This window comes from Acidibrevibacterium sp. (assembly GCF_049965395.1).
In the GTDB taxonomy this organism is placed as follows: domain Bacteria; phylum Pseudomonadota; class Alphaproteobacteria; order Acetobacterales; family Acetobacteraceae; genus Acidibrevibacterium; species Acidibrevibacterium fodinaquatile.
This window is the reverse complement of record NZ_JBMFWJ010000029.1, coordinates 1-19,391: the sequence shown is the minus strand read 5'-3', so window position 1 is coordinate 19,391 and position 19,391 is coordinate 1. Positions and strand designations below refer to the sequence as shown.

Sequence of the window (19,391 nt, the reverse complement as noted above, 5' to 3'; positions counted from 1 at the left end):
GCGTGGCACATACCCCGACCCCGGATCTTTTTGGCCAAGAGGCGTCGCCCGCGCGCGCGCCGGCGGCTGAGCGCGCCGGCAAGGGCGCCCGCCCGCTCGCCGATCGCCTGCGCCCGCGCACGCTCGCCGACGTGGTCGGCCAGGATCATCTCCTCGGCGCCGAGGGCGCGCTGTCGCGCATGCTGGCGCAAAGCTCGCTTGCTTCCCTCATCCTGTGGGGCCCGCCAGGGGTGGGCAAGACCACGCTGGCGCGGCTGCTCGCCGAGCGGGCGGGGCTTCATTTCGACCAATTATCAGCGGTTTTCTCGGGGGTCGCCGATCTCAAGCGGGTGTTCGAGGAGGCCGTGAGGCGGCGCCGCACCGGCACCGGGACACTGCTTTTCGTCGATGAAATCCACCGCTTCAATCGCGCGCAACAAGATGCCTTCCTGCCGGTGGTGGAGCAGGGGATTGTGGTGCTGATCGGCGCCACCACCGAAAACCCGTCCTTCGCGCTCAACGCCGCCCTGCTTTCGCGTTGTCAGGTCTTGGTGCTGCGCCGCCTCGACGATGCCGCGCTCGAAACCCTCGCCGCCCGCGCCGAGGCCGCAACCGGGCGGACGCTGCCGCTCACCGCGGAGGGCCGCGCCGGCTTGCGCGCCATGGCCGATGGCGATGGCCGCTATCTCCTCAACATGGCCGAGCAGCTTTTTGCGCTGCCGCCCGATCAGCCGCCGCTCGGCGCGGCCGAACTCGCGACGCTTCTTGCCCGCCGCGCAACCCTTTACGACAAGGACCGTGAGGAACATTACAATCTCATCTCGGCGCTGCATAAATCGCTGCGCGGCTCCGATCCCGACGCGGCGCTCTATTGGTTCGCGCGCATGCTGACCGGCGGCGAGGATCCGCGCTACATCGCCCGCCGCCTCGCCCGCTTCGCCGCCGAGGATGTCGGGCTCGCCGATCCTGCCGCCTTGACGCTGGCGCTCTCGGGCTGGGAAGCCTATGAGCGGATGGGCAGCCCAGAGGGCGAATTGGCGCTCGCCGAAGTGGTCATCCATCTCGCGACCGCCCCGAAATCGAACGCCGCCTATCGCGCGTTCGGGGCGGCGATGGCGGCGGCCAGGGCCACCGGCAGCTTGATGCCGCCCGCGCATATCCTCAACGCCCCGACCAAGCTGATGCGCGAGATCGGCTATGGCGCCGGCTATGACTATGACCACGAGGCGCCGGAGGCGTTTTCCGGGCAAAATTATTTTCCCGACGGCATGGCGCGAGCGCAGTTTTATCGCCCGAGCGGGCGTGGAGAGGAACGTGCGATCGCCGAACGCCTCGCCACCTGGGCGCGGCTGCGCGCGGAGCGCGGCCAATGAGCATCGCGCAACGCGAAGTGGGCGCCGATGACGCGGATATCCGCCTCGATCGCTGGTTTCGCCGCCATTTCCCCGGTCTCACGCAAGGCATGATCGAAAAACTCTGCCGGACTGGGCAGGTCCGCGTCGATGGCCATCGCGCCGGCGCCGCAACCCGCCTTGCCGTCGGCCAGACCATCCGCATCCCGCCGCTGCCGGCGGCGGCGGCCCCCAAGCCGCCGGCCGCGCCCGACCCCCATATCGCCGCCGAACTCGCGCGCCTGATTCTCTACCAGGATCAGGTGGTGATCGTGCTCGACAAGCCGGCCGGTCTCGCCGTCCAGGGTGGGCCCGGGATCCGCCGCCATCTCGATGGCATGCTGGATGCGCTGCGCGGCGAGCAGCCGGCGCGGCCCAGGCTCGTCCATCGTCTCGATCAGGAGACCTCGGGCGCCCTTGTGCTGGCGCGAACACCGGGCGTCGCGGCCTTTCTCGCCCGCGCTTTCCGCGAGCGCGAGGTCGAAAAAACCTACTGGGCGGTGGTGCGCGGCCGGCCAGAAGCGGCCGCCGGGCGCATCGATCTGCCGCTGATCCGCCTCAAAGGGGCGAAGGGCGCGCGCAGCCAGGCCGCGCCCGGCGACCAGGACGCCGCCCGCGCCATCACCGATTATCAGGTGCGCGACCATGCCGGGCGGCATGTCTCCTGGCTCGAACTCGCGCCGCTCACCGGCCGCACCCATCAGCTCCGCGTCCATTGCGCGGCGATCGGCACCCCGATCCTCGGCGACGACAAATACGACACAGTGCCGGATCCGGCGGCCGGGGCAGAAACGCGGCTCCATCTCCTCGCGCGCCGCCTCACCCTGCCTCATCCCGAAGGTGGCACCCTGACCGTCGAGGCGCCGCTGCCGGCGCATATGCGCGAGACATTCCGCCATTTCGGCTTCAGCGCGCCCAAACCGGCGCCCCCTTCCCGGGTGAGGGCGGCATGAAGCGGGCCCTGATCGCGCTCGCCGCCGGGCTCGCGGTGAGTGTGCTTGCGCTGGCGGCGGCGCTGGCGGTGGTGGTCGCCGCACCCGACCGGCTGAAACCGCTGGTGGTCGCGCTAGTCGCGCGTGATGGGCGGCAGAGCATAACGCTCGACGGGCCGATCTCGCTCTCGCTGCTGCCGCACCCGGTATTGCGCGCCGAGACGGTGACGCTTGCAACCCGCGCCGGCCGGATCGAGGCGGGACAATTTCTCGCCCATCTCGCGCTCCGCCCGTTGCTGTCACGCCAGATCGTGGTGACGCGGCTCGATCTCGACCACGCGGTTTTCCACCCGGCGCCCCAAGAGGCGATCTCTAACGCTGTTCCCGAGACCGTCTCGCAGGCCGCTCCGGCGAGCATCGCCGCGGCGAGCGCGCCTGCCCCGGCCGGCAAGCCGCGGCATTGGCGGATCAGCCTGCTCGCGCTCCGCCTCACCGATGCGCGTGTTGCGACCGCGGCACCGCTTAGCATCATCCGCCTCGATCTACCGGCGCTGCCCGGGCCGAGCGCGACCGCGATCACCCTCGATGCCCGCTACGCCGGCATCCCGTTCAGCCTCAGCGGCATGATCGCCCGCCTGCCTGGCGATGCGCTGTCGTTTGGCGGGCTCCGCGTCGTCGCGCAGCAGGGCGATGTCGCGCTCGACGGCACCCTCCATCTCGCGCCGCATCCCGCGTTCGCGGGCAAGGCTACGATCCATCGCCTCGATCTCGATGCGCTGCGCCATGCCCTGCCGCGCCACGCGCTTGCGCCGGCCGCCGCCGCAGGCGAGGCGCCCGCACCATCCGCCGCGCCGCCGCCCGATTGGCGCGACCGGCCGCTCGCGTTTCTGCCGCTTCTCGATGCTGCCGATCTCGATCTCGCGGTCGCGGCCGGAACCGTGATCGAAAGCGGTGCCGCCTATCGCGATATCGCCGCCCACCTCGTGCTCCATGAGAGGCATCTGGTTCTCGATCCGCTGCGCCTCGAGGTGCCGGGCGGGGCGGTGAGCGGGGTTTTGAGCCTCGATGCCGCTGCCACCCCGCCGGCGATGACGCTGCATCTGCTGGCGCCGTCGCTCGCGCTCGGGCCGCTCGCCGGGGCGTTTCACTGGCCGGACGAGAATACCGGCGCGCTCGAGATTTTCGCCGATCTCAGCGCCGCCGGGGCGACGCCGCGGGCGCTGATGGCGTCGCTCGGCGGCCGCGTCGGGATTGCCGCAGTGAATGCAACGCTCGCCAACCGCCTGCTGCTGCGCGCCCTCGGCGAGATCGTGCGGCAGGCGAGATTGCCGCCGATCGGGCTCGAGTCTGGCGGGCACACGGATCTTCGCTGTCTCGCGCTCGGCGGCGAGATCGCAGGCGGGGTCGTGCATCTCGACCCAGCGCTCGCCGAGACGTCGCGTCTTATGCTCGGCGCCGGCGGCACCCTCGATCTCGGCGCCGCGACGCTGGCGGTGCGGCTGGTGCCTTCGCTTCGCATCGGCGGCAATGCGTTGGTGGTGCCGCTGCGTCTCGATGGTCCGCTCGCTGCGCCGAAACTCATGCCCGACCCCGACCAAGGCGACGGCGCCCTCGCCGCCGTGCCGTGCGAATCGGCGCTGGCGCGCGCGCGGGGGGGGCGGGCAGGCCCGGCGCCGGCGCCGGCCAAGCCCGCCAAAGGGCTATCGCTGCGTGACATTCTGCGCGAGCTTGCGAAATAGGATGGCCATGCGACGGTTCTGGAACGACGTGGCGCCGGCGGCAGCGGCGGAGGGATTCGCGATCCATCTCGATGGCCGGCCGCTGCGGCTGCCCGAGGGCGACGCGCTTTGTGTCCCGAGCGCCGCGCTCGCAAACGCCATCGCCGAGGAATGGCGTGGGCTGGGGCCCGAGTTCAGCTATGACGATGTGCCGCTGACCCGCATTATCGGCACCGGGCTGACCCGGATCGCAGCGGCGCCGGCGCCGACCATCGCGGCGCTGGCCCGCTATGGTGAGAGCGACCTGCTTTGCTACCGCGCGGACACCCAAACCGCTTTGGCCGAGCGCCAGCGGGAGCGCTGGCAACCCTGGCTCGACTGGGCGGCGCGCGTGCTCGATGCGCCGCTCATGGTCACCGACGGCGTCATGCCGTGCCCGCAACCGCCGGCCAGCCTCGCCGCGCTGCGCGCGGCGCTGGCCCGGGAGGGAGCGATCCGCCTCGCGGCGCTCGCGGTTCTGGTGCCAGCGCTCGGGAGTCTCGTGCTCGGTCTCGCGGTCGCAGCGGGGGCGCTCGATGGCGCGGAAGCGCTGACGCTGGCCGAACTCGATGCGTTGTTTCAGGAAGATATCTGGGGCCGCGACGAGACAGCGACCGCCCGGCGGGCGCGCCTGGCCGGCGAGGTCGCGACCGCGGCCCGCATCCTGACGCTGACGCGCCACTGCTGACGTGCCACTTTGGGAGAAAGCCATCATGAGCGCCAAGCGCCTCATCATTCGCGGCCAAGTTCAGGGGGTCGGGTTTCGTGACTGGATGACCGCCCGCGCGGCGGCGCTCGGCCTTTCCGGCTGGGTGCGCAATCGCGATGACGGCGCGGTCGAGGCGCTGGTCGCCGGCGATCCCGCCGCGGTCGAGGAATTGCTGCGCGCCTGCCGCCGCGGCCCGCGCCTTGCGCGGGTCACCAGCATCGAGGAAGATCTCGCGCCGCCGCCCGAGACCCCGGGATTTTACCGCACGTAAAATAGCACCGGGCGGCGCCGCAAGCGCTGCCCGCCGGGGAAAAGTTTTTGGTTCTTTTTACAAAAAGAACCCTTTTCTCCCCGCCCCCGCGCGCCCGCTCTCAAAGAGGCTAATTTTCGAGGCGGAACAGGGTGAAAAGGCCGAAGGGCGGCATCGCGGAGACCGTCGCCTGCTCGCGCTCCTCGGGCAGCAGCAAGGCATCGACGGCGAAATCCGGATGCCAGCCGAGGGCGCGCGAGGCCGGCGCCAAGGCCCGTTCCACCCACCAGCGCGGCCCGCGCTCGGCGGCGAAATGGTTGACGAACAGGAGGTGCCCGCCCGGCCGCACCACCCGGCGCATCTCCGCCATCAGCCGACGCGGATGCGGCACCACCGAGGCGACGAACATGGCGACCGCGATATCGAAGCTGCCGGTATCGAAGCTCATCGCTTCGGCGTCCATCTCGATCAGCGCATCGACCTGGGCAAGACCATCCTCGGCGACACGGCGACGGGCGATGGCGAGCATCTCGGCCGAGAGATCGATGCCGGTGATGCGCTTGCCTGGTCCGTAATGGGGCAGAGCGAGGCCGGTGCCGACGCCAACCTCGAGCACGGCGCTGCCCGCCAGACGGTTGACCTCGGCGACGGTGCGGCGGCGGGCGAAGGCGGAAATGCCGCCGAAGGAGGAATCATAAATTCCAGCCCAGCGCCGATAAGCGGCGCGAACCGCTTCGGCATCCAACGCGGATTTCGGTGCCGGGCGCGATGAGGGAAAGGCATGGGTCATGATCGTCGGCGATCCTTGTTGTGCGAAAGGCCGAAACGCCGGAGCGGGCAAGGAAACCAAGCCTTCGCGAAAGCCAAAGAGGAAGAGGCAAGACGGAGCAAGGCGAACGGTGCGCAAGAGAGAATAAGGCGTCGGGAATGACAACCACGAATGTTGAAGTGAAACAAGACGGCAAAGGCAATCTCATCCCGCATGGCTGGGGCGCGGCGCCCGAAATATCGCCGCACACGCCCTTTTACCGGCACGGCAGGCGCGAAAAAAACCCCCCACAAAGGCACCGAGCCTTTGCGCTAAAAAAAACACGCGCCACTCGCTTCGCCGCGCCGGCAATCGCGTAACCCGGTTGGCCCGGCGCCAAGCCGCCCCGGCGTCAGCCGAGCTTGGAGAGATTGACCGCGGCGGCGCGACCGTTCGGCTGCTGCTCGATTTCGAAGCCGAGTTTTTCCCCCTCGCTGAGACTGCGCAGCCCCGCTTTCTGCACGGCGCTGATATGGACGAACACGTCCTTCCCGCCATGATCAGGGGCGATGAAACCATAACCTTTGGTTGGATTGAACCATTTCACGGTGCCCTGCGGCATCGCCACACGCCTTTCTGTCTGCGGGGCGGCGGGATGGTGCCAAGCACTCCCGAGCCCCTTGCTTGAACCGACGCGCTCTTGGGCGGCACGTCTTCCTCCCGGTGGCGAGGACGGAATTCAGCAAACCATCGTCGCCACCAGAGGCAACGATACGACGCAGGGACGCGCCTCGCAACGGCGACGTAAGAATTTCTCGCGCACGTGCCGCGCAGGCATCGGCGCACGCGGGAAAGCCGCCTTACGCGGCTTCCTCGCGCTTCTCGCGCACTTTCACATAAGCGAGATCGGCGTGGCGGGCGCAGTAGGGCTTTGTGGGCAGGGCGGCATCGTCACAGAAATGAAATCCGGGCTTTCCCGGCTCGCCGAGCGGCCAGCAGCACGTATGGGCGCGACGGAACGGTGGCGCCTCGAGACGATGCGGCGGCGACCACGCGGCCTGCGCCAGCGCCTTGACTGGCGCCGAGCCGCGTGCGCCGGAATCGATCTGGTTGGGGCCGATCGCGTTGCGGCCGGCTGGAGGGGCGGCGCGCTCCTGCGCCGCCGGCGGGATGGCCGGAATCGGCGACGGGCGCGGCGGCAAAACCAAGCGATGCGCCTTGCCGATCACGGCGTTCTTGGTGATCCCAAGACGCCGACCGATCTCAGCTGTTGGCACGCCCTCGCACCAGAGCGCGCGCAAATGGGCGACGATTTCCTCGGTCCACTCCATTTCGTGGTCCTCCGCATGATCTGACCACAACATACAGTGAATCGGGGGTGACATTCAATCACCCCCGCCCCGAAAATCTGTGGAAAACTCGTAGAAATTGTGTCCGCCCTGGGTATTTCGCCACCATCTCTTGTGGCGATGCCGGTTTCAGCCGGGATCGCTCGCCGGAGACGACAGCGGATCATCGGCGGTGTTGCCCTCCCGCGCCGCCGAAAGCGCGAGCGGCTTGCCCTCGCCCTCCGCCGCTGGCGGGCTCGCCGGGCGGCGAAGGCGGAGGCTTCGGATACGTCTCGCATCGGCATCGACGACCAGGAACTCGATCCCCGAAGGATGGCTGATCACCTCGCCGCGCGCCGGCACCCGCTCGGCGAGGGTGAATACCAGACCACCGACGGTATCGATATCGGCATTGCGCTCATCCTCGGTCAGCACCGGGCCGAGCGCCGCTTCGAAATCCTCGATCGGCAGGCGCGCATCGACATCGAACGTGCCGTCGGGGCGCTCCTGGAGCAATTTCTTCTGCTCGTCGTCATGCTCGTCGGCGATGTCGCCGACGATGGTCTCGACCAGATCCTCGATCGTCACCAAACCATCGACGCCGCCATATTCGTCGATGACGAGGGCGAGGTGCATGCGCGCCTGGCGCATTTGCAAGAGGAGATCGAGCACCGGGATCTGCGGCGCGACCAGCAGCGGCCGGCGCAGGATTTTTTCGAGCGAAAACGACTCGCGCGGCCCCTCGGCGGCATAGACGTCCTTGATATGGACCATGCCGACGATGTCATCGAGCTGGTCGCGATAGACCGGAAACCGCGAATGGCCCTCACGGCGGATCACCGCGAGCAGTTCGGCATGGCCGAGATCGAGCGGCAAGGCGACGATATCGGCGCGCGGCACCATCACGTCATCGGCGGTGGTGCCGCGCAGCCGCAGGATATTGGCGATCAGTACCCGCTCCTGGCGGTCGAGCTCGGGCGCGACACCGGGGGTGAGCGGCGCCTCCGCCGCCTCCTGCACCAGTTCGGCGATCGAGGCGCGCACCGAATGCTCAGCGCCGCGCCAGCCCCATAACCCGCGCAGGCGCTGAATGAGGGCTGGTGGCATGGCGATCATGCCTGCCGCCACGGGTTGGGAACGCCGAGGCGATGGAGGATGCGGGCCTCGGCCATTTCCATCCGCCGCGCATCGCCCGGGTGGTGGTGGTCATGCCCGGCGAGATGCAGCACGCCATGGACGACGAGATGGGCGAGATGATGCTCCGGCCGCTTTCCCGCAGCGCGCGCCTCGCGTAGGACGACGCCGAGCGCGAGAATGAGATCGCCGCCGCGGGCCGCGGGAAAACTCAGGACATTGGTCGGCTTGTCGCGGCCACGATGGCGGGCATTGAGCCGGCGCACGGCGCGATCATCGGCGAGCATGACGCTCGTCGCCGCCATCGCCGGTCCGGCCGCAACCAACGCGGCGCGGCGGGCAAGCCTCTCGGCGCGCGGCACATGGCGCCGCCAGGCCGGCGCCGCGACCACGATCTCGATCCCGATGGCCGCAGGATTGGGAAGATGCCCCGCCGTCGCGGGGCTAGGCTTTCGATCTTTGCCCATGATGCCCGTCATAGGCCGCGACGATGCGCGCGACCAGGGGATGGCGCACGACGTCATGCGCCGTGAAATGGGCGAAGGCGATCCCCTCGACGCCCGCCAGCACCTCCAGCGCATCGAGCAAGCCGGAACGCTGACCGGCGGGGAGATCGATCTGGCTCGGATCGCCGGTGATCACCATGCGCGTGCCCTCCCCCATGCGGGTCAGGAACATCTTCATCTGCACCGGGGTCGTGTTCTGGGCCTCGTCGAGGATGACGAAGGCGTGCGCCAGCGTGCGCCCGCGCATGAACGCGAGCGGCGCGACCTCGATCTCGCCGCTGGCCAGCCGCCGCGTCACCTGCTCGGCCGGCATCATGTCGTTGAGCGCGTCATAGAGCGGGCGGAGATAGGGATCGACTTTCTCCTTGAGATCGCCGGGGAGAAACCCGAGCCGCTCGCCAGCCTCGACGGCGGGGCGCGAGAGCACGATGCGATCGACGCGGCCTGATTGCAGCATGGCGACCGCTTGCGCCACGGCGAGATAGGTCTTGCCGGTGCCGGCGGGGCCGACCGCGAACACCGCCTCGGCGCTGGCGAGAAGATCGATATAGCGCAATTGCCCGGGGCTGCGCGGCTCGACAGCGCCGCGGCGGGTGCGGATCGCCGGCAGATCGGCGAGTGGCAAACGCGGATCGGTCTCGGGCGCGGTGAGGCGGATAGCGGCGTCGATCTCCGAGGCGCCCACCGGCTGGCCGCCTTCGAGCCGACGATAGAGCCCCGAAAGCGCCGCCTGCGCCATCCCCACCTGCTCCGGCGGGCCGCTGATCGCGATCCGGTTGCCGCGGCAGGAGAGCCGCACATTGAGCCCCTTCTCCAACCGCGCCAAATGGCGGTCATGCTCGCCGAGCAGAAGCGAGAGCAGCGCATTGTCGGCGAACTGCAGGGTGACGGGTTTGTCGCCGGCGGCGGCGAGGGAGGCGGGGGAAAGGGGGCTCAAGCGGCGGCGTGCTCCTCATCTTCGGCGGGCCACGCGCCGGCCAGCGAACGCGGGCCGGCGGCGGCGATGGTGACGGTGATCTCGCGGCCGATCAGGGTCTCGGGTGCGGCAAGATGAACCGCCTGGAGATAGGGGCTGCGGCCGGCGATCTGGCCGGCATGGCGGCCGCGCCCGGTGATTAGGACGGAAAGCCGGCGCCCGACTTGGCTTTGATTGAACGCCTGCTGCTGGGCAGCGAGGAGATCCTGGAGGGCGGCGAGGCGCGCTTCTTTTTCGGGCTCGGGCACCTGATCGGCAGCACGCGCGGCCGGGGTGCCGGGACGGGGCGAGTATTTGAAACTATAGGCCTGGGCAAAGCCGATCTCGCGCACCAAGGCCAGCGTCGCCGCGAACTCCGCCGCCGTCTCGCCGGGATAGCCGACGATGAAATCGGACGAAAGCGCGATATCCGGCCGCGCCCGGCGGAGGCGTTCGACGATGCCGAGATAGGCGGCGGCATCGTGGCGGCGGTTCATCGCGGCAAGGATGCGGTCAGACCCCGACTGCACCGGAAGATGCAGAAACGGCATCAGCGCCGGCAAAGCGCCGTGCGCGGCAATCAAATCGTCATCCATGTCGCGCGGGTGCGAGGTGGTATAGCGGAGCCGGGTGAGGCCGGGGATTTCGGCGAGCGCGTAAAGGAGCCGCGCGAGCGTCCATTCGCCGCCGGCGGGCGCCGCGCCATGCCAGGCATTGACGTTTTGGCCAAGGAGGGTGATCTCGCGAGCACCACTCGCGACCAAGGCGCGCGCCTCCGCAAGCACCGCAGCCGCCGGGCGCGAGGCTTCCACCCCCCGGGTATAGGGGACGACGCAGAAGCTGCAGAATTTGTCGCACCCCTCCTGGATCGCGAGGAACGCGGTAACTCCGCCCGCCGGCAGCGCCGCCTCCGGCAGATGATCGAATTTGCTCTCGGGCGGGAAGTCGGTCGCGATCACCGCGCGCCCGGACTGTTCGGCCTCGGCGATCATCTCCGGCAGGCGGTGGTAGGTCTGGGGCCCGAGCACCATATCGACATAAGGCGCGCGGCGCAGGATTTCCGCCCCTTCGGCCTGGGCGACGCAACCGGCGACGGCGAGCAGCATGCGCTCGCCGCCAGCGCGGCGCGCGTCTTTCAGGCGGCGCAGCCGGCCTAGCTCGGAAAACAGCTTTTCCGTCGCGTGCTCACGGATATGGCAGGTGTTGAGGATCACCATGTCGGCGTCCTCGAGGGATGCCGCTGGACCATAGCCAAGGGGCGCCAGGACATCACCCATCCGGGTGCTGTCATAGACATTCATCTGACAGCCCCAGGTGATGACATGGAGACGCCGACGCGGCGCGGCGGGCGCGGTTTCGGCGGCGGGGCGGGTCGGGACAGTCATCGCAATCACTCCACGCGTCGCCGCCGGATCATCCCGGACGGCCGCGGCGGAGCCATTGCCTTCCACGGCGCGGCGGTCAAGCGCAAAGCCGTGTACCAACCCCGATTGCCATGCCCCCATGTGAGAGCGGCGCCCGGTTCCTGTCAAGCGACAACCGCATGACAGGCGCAGGCCGCGTCATGGCGCGCGCGGTCAGCCGTGCCCGGCGGTGCCGGAGAGCAGGAGCGGGTCGATCCGGAGCTTGGCCAGCGCCCGGCGCCATTTCGTCTCATGGTCGGCATCGAACAACAGCGCCTCGTCCGCCGGGGCGGAGAGCCAGGCATTCTCCTGAAATTCCTGATCGAGTTGACCCGGCCCCCAGCCGACATAGCCGAGCGCGAGCAGCCCCTGGCGCGGCCCGGCGCCGCCGGCGATGGCCTTCAGAATGTCGAGGCTGGCGGTGAGCGCAAGGCGCTCATCGACGCGGAGGCTGGCCTCATCGGTCCAGTCGGCGGTGTGGAGCACGAAACCGCGGGCGTGATCGACCGGGCCGCCGGAGCAGAGCCGGATGTGGCGGGCCGGCGGCAGCGGCGCGATATCGAGCTGGCGCAGCAGATCGGCGAAGCTCGGTTGTTCGAGCGGGCGGTTGAGCATGATGCCCATCGCGCCTTCCGGCGTGTGTGCGCAGAGATAGATCACGCTTCGCGCGAAATTGGGATCGCTCAGTTCCGGCATGGCGATCAGAATTTGCCCGGTCAGCATCAACCCGCCCGGCTTGGCGGCTTTCGGGCGAGGCGCGGCATGCCCTTTGGCGGCGGGGGCTTTGGCGGCGGGCGAGCGCGGGGTGATGCGACGAGCCATGGCGATAGAATTGGGGTTTTCGCGCCGCAACGCAAGCACCGGTTGGTTCGCGCCCGATTTTGGTCTAGGAATGCCTTTCCCTGGCAACCCGCGTCCCCCGCCGATCCCGCCCTGCCGGGCGATCACGCGGGGCCGCAAGAGAGCGAGCATGCGCATGACGATCAAGGTTGGCGATACCATCCCGGCGATGAAGCTGATGACCGCATCGCCCGAGGGGCCCAAGGAAATCTCCACCGACGAGATTTTCCGCGGCAAGACGGTGGTTCTGTTCGCGGTCCCGGGAGCTTTCACCCCGACCTGTAGCGCCAAGCATTTGCCCGGGTTCATTGAGCACGCCGAGCAATTTTTTGCCAAGGGCGTCGACCGCATCGTCTGCATGGCGGTCAATGATCCTTTCGTCCTCGGCGCCTGGGCGAAGGATCAGGGATCGGGTGACAAGATTCTGATGCTCGCTGACGGCTCCGGCGCGCTCACCAAGGCGATGGGGCTCGAACTCGACCTCGTCGCGCGCGGCCTTGGCGTGCGCAGCCAGCGTTTCGCGCTGGTTGCGAAAGACGGCAAGGTCACTCACCTCGCGATCGAGGAGCCGGGTGGTTTCGATGTCAGCCGCGCCGAGGCGGTGCTCGCGGCGCTCTGACTACCTTGCGTCTTCGCTGGTGACGGGCACGAGCCTTCCCCCGGGCAGTGGCTCGGGGGCGCCGGTGGTTTCCGGAAAACTGATCGGCAAGCCAGCGAGGTGGCGGGCGGCGAGGAAGGCGAAGCATTGCGCCTCCAGCGCATCGCCGTCCCAGCCGAGTGTCTCGACCGCGTCCACCGGCGCCGCGAGGCGCAGGCGGAGCGCTGCCATGATGGCGCGATTGCGCCGCCCACCGCCGGTGACGAGCCAGCGCCGCGGAGGCGCGGGGAGGGCGGTTGCGGCGACGGCAGCGGCGAGGAAGGCGGTGAGGGTCGCGGCGCCGTCGGCCGGGCGCAAGCGCTCGAGGCCGCTGGTGGCAAGGGCTTCGGCAAAGGCCAGCCGGTCGAGGGATTTCGGCGCCGCACGCCGGAAATAGGGATGATCGAGTAGGCGCGTGAGCACCGCCTCGTCCGGCTGTCCCGCGTGCGCGAGCGCGCCGTCGGCGTCGAAGGGGGCGCCGGTGTGGCGGGTCAACCAGTCATCGAGGGGGCCGTTGCCGGGCCCGGTGTCGCAGGCCAGGAGAGTGTCCCCGGCCCCGATCCAGGTGACATTGGCGACGCCGCCGATGTTGAGGATGGCCAACGGGCGCGGCAGGCCGGCGGCGAGGGCGGCATGAAACACCGGGACGAGCGGCGCGCCCTCACCGCCGGCGGCGACATCGCGGCTGCGAAAGTCAAAGACCACCGCAAGCCCGGTCGCGCGTGCCAAAGCGGCGGCATCGCCGATTTGCCAGGTGCGGCGGGCTTTCGGGTCGTGCAGGATGGTCTGGCCGTGAAAGCCGATGAGGTCGGCGGCGACGCCGAGCGCCGCGACCGCTTCGGCGTGGCGCGCGGTGAGTTCGGCCTCGGCGGCGCGGAGCGCGGGATCATCGGTGCGGAGATGCGGCGCGCGGTCGAGGAGCGCGCGGAGTGCGGCGCGCAGCGCCGGGGGATAGGGCAAGGTGAGCGCCGGGCCGAAGCCAAACACACGCTCGCCATCGGTCTCGATCACGGCGGCGTCGACCCCGTCGAGCGAGGTGCCGCTCATCAGCCCGATCACGCGCCGCGGTGTCACCGGCGTTGCCACTCCAGGAAATCAGGATAAAAGTCTTTTTGCTTCTTTTTCTTCAGAAAAAGAAGAGTCTCGTCTACCCCTTCAACGACAAAGCGAACGACCATGCCGCGCAGCGCCTTTCTTACCGAAGCCATTGCCCGTGGCTTCGTGTTTCAATGCACCGATCTCGAAGCGCTCGATGCGCGGCTCGAAGCCGGGCCGATCGCCGCTTATATCGGTTTCGACTGCACCGCCGACAGCCTCCATGTCGGGAGTCTGGTGCAGATCATGCTGTTGCGCTTGCTGCAGCGCCACGGCCATAGGCCGGTAGTGCTGCTCGGCGGCGGCACCAGCCGGATCGGCGACCCGTCAGGCAAGGACGAGGCGCGGCAATTGCTATCGGATGCGCAGATCACCGCCAATATGGCCGGCATCCGCCGCGTCTTCGATCCGTTCCTGCGCTTTGGCGACGGGCCGGGCGAGGCAATGGTGGTCAACAACGCCGATTGGCTCGATGCCCTTGGCTATATCGCGCTGTTGCGCGAGGTCGGGACGCATTTCACCATCAACCGCATGCTCGGCTTCGACGCCGTTCGCCTGCGGCTCGAGCGCGAGCAGCCGCTCACCTTCCTCGAGTTCAATTACATGATCCTCCAAAGCTATGATTTCCGCGAGCTTCATCGCCGCCACGGCGTGGTTTTGCAGTGCGGCGGATCGGATCAATGGGGCAATATCGTCGCCGGGATGGAGCTGGTGCGCCGCACCGAGGGCAAGACGGTGTTCGGCCTCACCTCGCCGCTGATCACCACGGCTTCGGGCGCGAAGATGGGCAAGACGGCACGCGGCGCGATCTGGCTCACCGCCGAGCGGCTGGCGCCGTTCGATTACTGGCAATTCTGGCGCAATGCCGAGGATGCCGATGTCGGGCGATTTTTACGCTTGTTTACCGATCTGCCGCTCCCTGAGATCGCGCGCCTCGAAGCCCTACGCGACGCCGAGATCAACGCGGCCAAGATCGTGCTCGCGACCGAGGCGACGGCGCTGGCGCATGGCCGGGCGGCGGCCGAGGCGGCGCGGCGGACCGCGGGCGAGGTGTTCGGCGCTGGTGGGCTCGCCGAAGATTTGCCGAGTGTCGATGTCCCCGCCGCCGATCTCGCCCGCGGCGTGCCGGCGTTTCAGCTTTTCGTCGCCGCCGGGCTTGCCGCGAGCAACGGCGAGGCGCGGCGGTTGATCCGCGGCGGCGGCGCGCGGGTCAACGACGCGGCGATCACCGACGAGGCGCGGCCGGTCACCGCCGCCGACCTCAAAGACGGGGTGATCAAGCTCTCCGCGGGACGCAAGCAACACCGTCTGGTGCGGCCGATGTGATCGGCGCTGATCCCTGGAATTCGCCCGGGATTGGTTCTATGTGCATCAGCAGCAAACCCAATCACGGTCGGATATCATGCGCACATTCACGGATCTGTCATGGCGGCTGGTGATCGGTCTCCTGGCGCTCGGCGGGCTGGTTCTGACCACGGCCTGCACCGGCACGCCCGCGAATAGCACCTATAGCGGCTACGGGGTCGGCCGCACCGCTTATGTCACCTATGGCACCATCGTCTCGATGCGCAATGTCGTCGTCCAGGGCGGCGATAGCGGCGTCGGTACCATCGGCGGCGCGGCGCTCGGCGGGGTTGCCGGCAGCTTCATCGGCGGCAATAGTTTCCGCGGCAATCTGCTTGGCGCGGTCGGTGGCGCGCTGCTCGGCGGTCTCGTCGGCAATACCGCCGAGAGCGAGCTGAGCAAGGGCAACGCGGTCGAATTCATCATCCGCCAAGATGATGGGCAGACGATTTCCGTGGTGCAGACCAACGAGAATAATTTCCGCCCGGGTCAACGCGTCGCCATCATTCGCGGCGATCGCACGCGGCTTGCGCCAATCTATGGCTGACGTCGAGCTGGCACGGGTGGCGCGGTGATTGCCCTCGCCGGCCGCCTGAGCTATGCGCGAGCCGTATGAGCAACCCGGCTGATTCCCATCCGGCCGCGCCGCCGGCGGCGCTGCGCTTGAAAACCTCCGGCGACGTGGTGCTCGATCTCGTCGCCGGGCTCCATTTCGCCGGCCGCCAGCGCCAGGCGATCGCCGATTTCGCGGAGGCGACGCGGCTGTGGCGCCTCGGCGTGACGCTCGCGTGGCTGGATGTGAAAGGGCGTTACCGCGGCTCCATGCTCGGCCCCCTCTGGCTCACCCTCTCGACCGCGGTGATGGTGGCGGCGATGGGGGTTCTGTATTCGACGCTGTTTAATATGGTGCTGCACGATTATCTGCCGTTCCTCGCCCTTTCCTTGGTGCTATGGGGCTATTTGCAGACGCTGGTGGCGGAGGCCTCCCTCGGCTACACCCAGAACGATGCGATGATCCGCGCCGTGCGCATGCCGTTCAGCCTTTATGGCGGGCGCATCGTGCTGCGCAATCTCATCGTGCTCGGCCATAACATCATCGTGATCGTAGCGGTGTTCGCAATTTTCGACACTTGGCCTGGCCTGCGCGGCCTGATCGCGCTGCCGGGGCTGGCGCTCTGGCTGATCGATTCACTCGCGGTCACGATGACCCTCGCCGCCCTCTGCGCCCGCTTCCGCGACATTCCGCCGATCGTCGGCAGCGTCATGCAGATCGCATTTTTCATAAGCCCCGTGATCTGGCGCCCCGAGCTGATCCGTCACGGCGCCCGCTTCCTGCCCATCAACCCGTTTTACGCGCTTTTCGAAATCGTCCGCGCGCCGCTGCTCGGCGAAATTCCGGGGGCGATCATCTGGGAGTCGGCGATCGCCTATTCGGTGCTGTTGGTGGCGCTCTCATGGCTGCTGTTCGTGCGGGTGCGCGGCCGGCTTGCGTTCTGGGTCTGAGCCCATGGCAACCATCGACGCGGACCATGTCTCGGTCGATTTTCCGCTCTATCACGGCAGCGCCCGCAGCCTGAAACGGGCCATGGTCGCCGCCGCGTCTGGCGGGCGGATCGGCAAGGATGCGCAAAAGCGTGTCGTCGTACAGGGTTTGTGTGACGTGTCCTTCCACCTCGCCGCCGGCGATCGGCTTGGCCTCATCGGCAGCAATGGCGCCGGTAAGACCACGTTGCTGCGCACACTCGCCGGCATCTATGAGCCGGTGCGCGGCCATGTGCGGGTCTGCGGCAGCCTCAATGCGCTGCTCGATCCCAATCTCGGCATGAATCCCGATCTCACCGGGCGCGAAAATATTGCACTCCGCGGCCTCTTCGCCGGGCTCGGCCGGGCGCAGATCCGGCGGCTCGAGGAGGATGTCCGCGATTTCGCAGCACTCGAGGAGTTCATGGACCTTCCCGTGCGCACCTACAGCTCCGGCATGGTGGTGCGGCTCGGTTTCGCGCTCGCGACCGCCATCCATCCCGAGGTGCTGATGATGGATGAGTGGTTTCTCGCCGGCGATGCCGGATTCATGGAGAAGGCGCGCGGGCGCCTTGAAACCCTGGTGCGCAGCGCCGAAATCCTGGTTCTCTCTAGTCACATTCACGAGATCGTGGCGCGCTGGTGCACCCGAGTGATTTGGCTGGAAAAGGGCCGCATCATTGAGGATGGCGCGCCAGAGGAGGTGCTCAGCCATTACCTCGCCCGCAGCCGGGAAGACGATCGGGCATCTCCGGCCCACGCCGCGGCGGCGGCGGCGGACACTGCGTTCCCGGCGGGCGCTTTGCTGCAAGAGACCGATCGAGGAGGCTTATGATGCGCAGATCCAGGGCCTGGCCGCTTGTGGCGCTCATGCTCAGCGTTGCGCCGCTCCAGGCGGTACGGGCTGATGACGGGCCGATGCAAAAGGCCGGCCAGAAACTCGATGAATGGGGCAACGATGCCGGCCGCGCGATCGGCAAGGCCGCCGCCAAAACCGGCGCCGCGCTCGATAAGGCGGCGCGCAAGACCGGCGAGAAGCTCGATGAATGGGGCAACAAGATCCACGAGAAGCTGACCCCTTCGGGAGGCAGCGGCGACTGATCCGACGCTCGCCCAGGTTCTCGCCGACGCGGCAATGCGGCTCGCGGCGGCGGGCCTCGAGAGCCCGGCGCTCGAGGCCCGTCTGCTGCTCGGCCATGCGCTCGGCTGCGATCAGGCGAGCCTGACCCGCGAGCGCACGACGCCGCTCGCCCTCGCTCGCGCGGCACCCGGCTTTCCCGCCCTGCTCGCTCGCCGCGCGCGGCGCGAGCCGCTCGCCCATATTCTCGGCCGGCGGGAGTTCTGGGGGCTTTCCTTCGCGGTCTCGCCGGCGACGCTGATCCCGCGCCCGGATAGCGAAACCCTGATCACCGCAGCACTGGCAGCGTGGCCGGAGCGCCAGGCGGTGCGGCGTGTGCTTGATCTCGGCACGGGCAGCGGCTGCCTGCTGCTCGCCGCCTTGACGGAATTTCCCCTAGCCTTCGGTATCGGCGTCGATCTCTCGGCGGCGGCGCTGGCGGTCGCTGGCACCAATGCCGCCGCCCTCGGCCTCGCCGCGCGGGTGGCGTTTCTGCGCGCGGCGTGGGGGGGGGCGTTAGCCGGCGGGTTCGATCTCGTCCTGTGCAACCCGCCTTATATCGAGAGCGACGCGATCGCCGATCTGGCGCCGGAGGTCGCGCGTTTCGAGCCGCGGGCGGCGCTCGATGGTGGGAGCGATGGGCTCGACGCCTATCGCGCGGTGATCGCCGATCTGCCAGCGTTGCTCGCGCCCGGCGGGATTGCGGTGCTCGAACTCGGCGCCGGACAGGCGAGCGCGGTGGGGACGCTTGCCGCGGCGCGAGGGCTTGCGATTCGTGCCGTCGCCGACGATCTCAGCGGCATCCCGCGGGCCATGGTTTTGGCGGGCGGCGTGACCGAATAGCCGCCATTCATGAGAAAATGCGCGGCGGTGAAAAAATCTATTGGCGTCGCGCGGTGAGACGGGTATTTTGCGCGCGTATCGCAGGCGGGCGTGCCGTTGTGGCCGCCTTCTCGCTGTGGCTAAAAGCCGCCGTAACCAGAGCGAAGCTCTTTCGCTCTGCCGGCCGTGGCCATGGAAGCGGTGCGGAAGCCATGTCGATGGGTCTTCTGAAAGGCCGTGTGCGGCGGCGGCGTGCGGTGGCATGCCGGGCGCGTGAATAGGAAAGCATGATGTCAATATGAATATCAAACGGATGCGCGGGCGCAATCACCGCGGCAATGGCAATGGCGGTGTAGTTCGGCATCACCAAGGGGGCCTGCCGCTCAATCGCAATCACGTCTTCGACAGCAATGGGCCGGACTTGCGGGTGCGCGGCACGGCGCAGCAGCTTTATGAGAAATATATCCAGCTCGGCCGCGACGCCGCTAGTGCGGGCGACCGCGTGATGGCCGAGAGTTATTTCCAGTACGGCGAGCATTATTTCCGCATCCTCAACGCCATGACCCAGGCGGCGCAACAAAACGGCGCACATAGCCAACCGCCGCGGCGTCCCCTCGGCAGCGAAGCCGAGGAGCCCGACCCCCCTCCCGGCACTGGCGAGCAACCCGCCGATCCGTTGGAGGCGAGCCTCGCGGCCGCGGCTGCCGCGCAGGAGGGTTGAGAGCCCTTTCGGTTGGGATTACGCGGTATCGATCCGGAACGAGGCGAGCGCGGGTCGTTCGCTGGGAAGTCAAGGAACTTTCAAGCGCGAATCCCGAGGCTTTGCCTCTTGTCGGTCGGGAGGGCATCCGCTAAACCCGCCGGCGTCGCGCCCGTAGCTCAATTGGATAGAGCACCAGACTACGGATCTGGGGGTTAGGAGT

Annotated in this window: 21 protein-coding genes and 1 pseudogene; 13 read left to right on the top strand and 9 right to left on the bottom strand. The window is 68.4% G+C overall.

Annotation, left to right across the window (positions count from 1 at the left end; all coding sequences use genetic code 11):
- Positions 1-2 precede the first annotated feature (2 nt).
- From ACP5M5_RS09835 to ACP5M5_RS09815, 5 genes are read left to right on the top strand one after another with little or no spacing between them, the layout of a single operon-like run.
- Positions 3-1,352: a replication-associated recombination protein A gene (locus ACP5M5_RS09835; protein WP_427936958.1), complete on the top strand. Its 1,350-nt coding sequence runs from the start codon at positions 3-5 to the stop codon at positions 1,350-1,352.
- Positions 1,349-2,323 (top strand): RluA family pseudouridine synthase, encoded by a 975-nt coding sequence (locus ACP5M5_RS09830; protein WP_427936957.1) that lies wholly within the window; start codon positions 1,349-1,351, stop codon positions 2,321-2,323. Before ACP5M5_RS09835 ends, ACP5M5_RS09830 begins: the two co-directional genes overlap by 4 nt.
- Entirely contained in the window at positions 2,320-4,041 is a 1,722-nt protein-coding gene (locus ACP5M5_RS09825) for an AsmA family protein (protein ID WP_427936956.1), read from the top strand. Before ACP5M5_RS09830 ends, ACP5M5_RS09825 begins: the two co-directional genes overlap by 4 nt.
- Before the next feature lie 7 nt (positions 4,042-4,048).
- Complete coding sequence (locus ACP5M5_RS09820) at positions 4,049-4,747, top strand: ATP12 family chaperone protein (protein ID WP_427936954.1); 699 nt, start codon at positions 4,049-4,051, stop codon at positions 4,745-4,747.
- A gap of 25 nt (positions 4,748-4,772) precedes the next feature.
- A complete protein-coding gene (locus ACP5M5_RS09815) occupies positions 4,773-5,039 on the top strand; it encodes an acylphosphatase (protein ID WP_114913907.1) in 267 nt (88 codons plus the stop codon).
- 109 nt (positions 5,040-5,148) lie between these two features.
- On the opposite strand, the gene ACP5M5_RS09810 is transcribed toward ACP5M5_RS09815, so the two are convergent.
- The 8 genes from ACP5M5_RS09810 to ACP5M5_RS09775 all read right to left on the bottom strand — a co-directional run bounded on the left by ACP5M5_RS09810 (position 5,149) and on the right by ACP5M5_RS09775 (position 11,914).
- Positions 5,149-5,808 carry a class I SAM-dependent methyltransferase gene (locus ACP5M5_RS09810; protein ID WP_114912889.1) on the bottom strand — a complete coding sequence of 220 codons (660 nt, stop codon included), beginning with the start codon at positions 5,806-5,808 and terminating at the stop codon, positions 5,149-5,151.
- Positions 5,809-6,178: 370 nt separating this feature from the next.
- Positions 6,179-6,388 (bottom strand): cold-shock protein, encoded by a 210-nt coding sequence (locus tag ACP5M5_RS09805; RefSeq protein ID WP_114912890.1) that lies wholly within the window; start codon positions 6,386-6,388, stop codon positions 6,179-6,181.
- A 238-nt stretch (positions 6,389-6,626) separates the two neighbouring features.
- The gene (locus ACP5M5_RS09800) at positions 6,627-7,097 is read right to left on the bottom strand and encodes a GcrA family cell cycle regulator (protein ID WP_427936952.1); all 471 of its coding nucleotides are present in this window, start codon (positions 7,095-7,097) and stop codon (positions 6,627-6,629) included.
- 147 nt (positions 7,098-7,244) lie between these two features.
- On the bottom strand, positions 7,245-8,210 hold the full coding sequence (locus tag ACP5M5_RS09795; RefSeq protein WP_427936951.1) for a hemolysin family protein: 966 nt from the start codon (positions 8,208-8,210) through the stop codon (positions 7,245-7,247).
- Positions 8,207-8,695: an rRNA maturation RNase YbeY gene (gene ybeY, locus ACP5M5_RS09790; protein WP_427936950.1), complete on the bottom strand. Its 489-nt coding sequence runs from the start codon at positions 8,693-8,695 to the stop codon at positions 8,207-8,209. Before ybeY ends, ACP5M5_RS09795 begins: the two co-directional genes overlap by 4 nt.
- Positions 8,673-9,671: a PhoH family protein gene (locus ACP5M5_RS09785; RefSeq protein WP_114912894.1), complete on the bottom strand. Its 999-nt coding sequence runs from the start codon at positions 9,669-9,671 to the stop codon at positions 8,673-8,675. Before ACP5M5_RS09785 ends, ybeY begins: the two co-directional genes overlap by 23 nt.
- Positions 9,668-11,074 carry a tRNA (N6-isopentenyl adenosine(37)-C2)-methylthiotransferase MiaB gene (miaB, locus tag ACP5M5_RS09780; RefSeq protein ID WP_427936949.1) on the bottom strand — a complete coding sequence of 469 codons (1,407 nt, stop codon included), beginning with the start codon at positions 11,072-11,074 and terminating at the stop codon, positions 9,668-9,670. Before miaB ends, ACP5M5_RS09785 begins: the two co-directional genes overlap by 4 nt.
- 192 nt (positions 11,075-11,266) lie before the next feature.
- Positions 11,267-11,914, bottom strand: coding sequence for a YqgE/AlgH family protein (locus ACP5M5_RS09775; RefSeq protein WP_427936948.1), 648 nt, complete (start codon positions 11,912-11,914; stop codon positions 11,267-11,269).
- Between the two features lie 154 nt (positions 11,915-12,068).
- Here ACP5M5_RS09775 and ACP5M5_RS09770 point away from each other — a divergent pair, with 154 nt between their 5' ends.
- Positions 12,069-12,551 (top strand): peroxiredoxin, encoded by a 483-nt coding sequence (locus ACP5M5_RS09770; RefSeq protein ID WP_114912895.1) that lies wholly within the window; start codon positions 12,069-12,071, stop codon positions 12,549-12,551.
- On the opposite strand, the gene ACP5M5_RS09765 is transcribed toward ACP5M5_RS09770, so the two are convergent.
- Entirely contained in the window at positions 12,552-13,643 is a 1,092-nt protein-coding gene (locus ACP5M5_RS09765; protein ID WP_427936947.1) for an anhydro-N-acetylmuramic acid kinase, read from the bottom strand. It abuts the gene before it with no gap.
- Positions 13,644-13,745: 102 nt separating this feature from the next.
- On the opposite strand from ACP5M5_RS09765, the gene tyrS reads away from it, so the two are divergent.
- The 7 genes and pseudogenes from tyrS (at position 13,746) to ACP5M5_RS09730 (ending at position 19,189) form a co-directional block, all read left to right on the top strand.
- Entirely contained in the window at positions 13,746-14,990 is a 1,245-nt protein-coding gene (gene tyrS, locus ACP5M5_RS09760; protein ID WP_427936946.1) for a tyrosine--tRNA ligase, read from the top strand.
- Positions 14,991-15,066: 76 nt separating this feature from the next.
- Complete coding sequence (locus ACP5M5_RS09755; RefSeq protein ID WP_427936945.1) at positions 15,067-15,555, top strand: glycine zipper 2TM domain-containing protein; 489 nt, start codon at positions 15,067-15,069, stop codon at positions 15,553-15,555.
- A 65-nt stretch (positions 15,556-15,620) separates the two neighbouring features.
- Entirely contained in the window at positions 15,621-16,511 is an 891-nt protein-coding gene (locus ACP5M5_RS09750; RefSeq protein ID WP_427936943.1) for an ABC transporter permease, read from the top strand.
- Between the two features lie 4 nt (positions 16,512-16,515).
- Complete coding sequence (locus ACP5M5_RS09745; protein ID WP_427936942.1) at positions 16,516-17,364, top strand: ABC transporter ATP-binding protein; 849 nt, start codon at positions 16,516-16,518, stop codon at positions 17,362-17,364.
- Complete coding sequence (locus ACP5M5_RS09740) at positions 17,364-17,630, top strand: hypothetical protein (RefSeq protein WP_162800672.1); 267 nt, start codon at positions 17,364-17,366, stop codon at positions 17,628-17,630. The genes ACP5M5_RS09745 and ACP5M5_RS09740 overlap by 1 nt, the downstream gene beginning before the upstream one ends.
- 13 nt (positions 17,631-17,643) lie before the next feature.
- Positions 17,644-18,489, top strand: a pseudogene (gene prmC / locus ACP5M5_RS09735) (peptide chain release factor N(5)-glutamine methyltransferase); the annotation flags it as partial.
- 277 nt (positions 18,490-18,766) lie between these two features.
- Positions 18,767-19,189 (top strand): DUF4167 domain-containing protein, encoded by a 423-nt coding sequence (locus tag ACP5M5_RS09730; protein WP_427936941.1) that lies wholly within the window; start codon positions 18,767-18,769, stop codon positions 19,187-19,189.
- Positions 19,190-19,391: the final 202 nt, after the last annotated feature.